General features: G+C 61.2%; 1 protein-coding gene. It reads right to left on the bottom strand.

Annotation, left to right across the window (positions count from 1 at the left end; translation table 11 throughout):
- Positions 1-245 (bottom strand): type VI secretion system tip protein VgrG (gene vgrG, locus HMPREF2716_RS07160; RefSeq protein ID WP_141762306.1); only part of this gene is annotated, 245 nt, incomplete at both ends.

Raw genomic sequence — 245 nt, 5'->3', positions numbered from 1 at the left:
TGCGCGCCGTAGGCGTCGGAGAGCACCAGGATGTGGCGCTTCTGCTCATGGCGGAACCAGTAGTAGATGCCTTCCTGTTCCATCAGCCGGCTGATGAAGTCGAAGCTGGTCTCGCGGTACTGCACGCAGTATTCCCACTCGCGGTAGGAGCGGCTCAGGGCGTCCTCGAAGTCGGAGAAGCCGAGGTCGCGGAACACCTGCTTGATGATGTCCGGGACCTTCTGGTTCTGGAAGATGCGGCAGTC

Source organism: Pseudomonas sp. HMSC076A11, assembly GCF_001810205.1.
GTDB lineage: Bacteria > Pseudomonadota > Gammaproteobacteria > Pseudomonadales > Pseudomonadaceae > Pseudomonas > Pseudomonas aeruginosa.
Note: the sequence above shows the minus strand (reverse complement) of the source record. Positions and strands in the feature narration are given on the sequence as shown.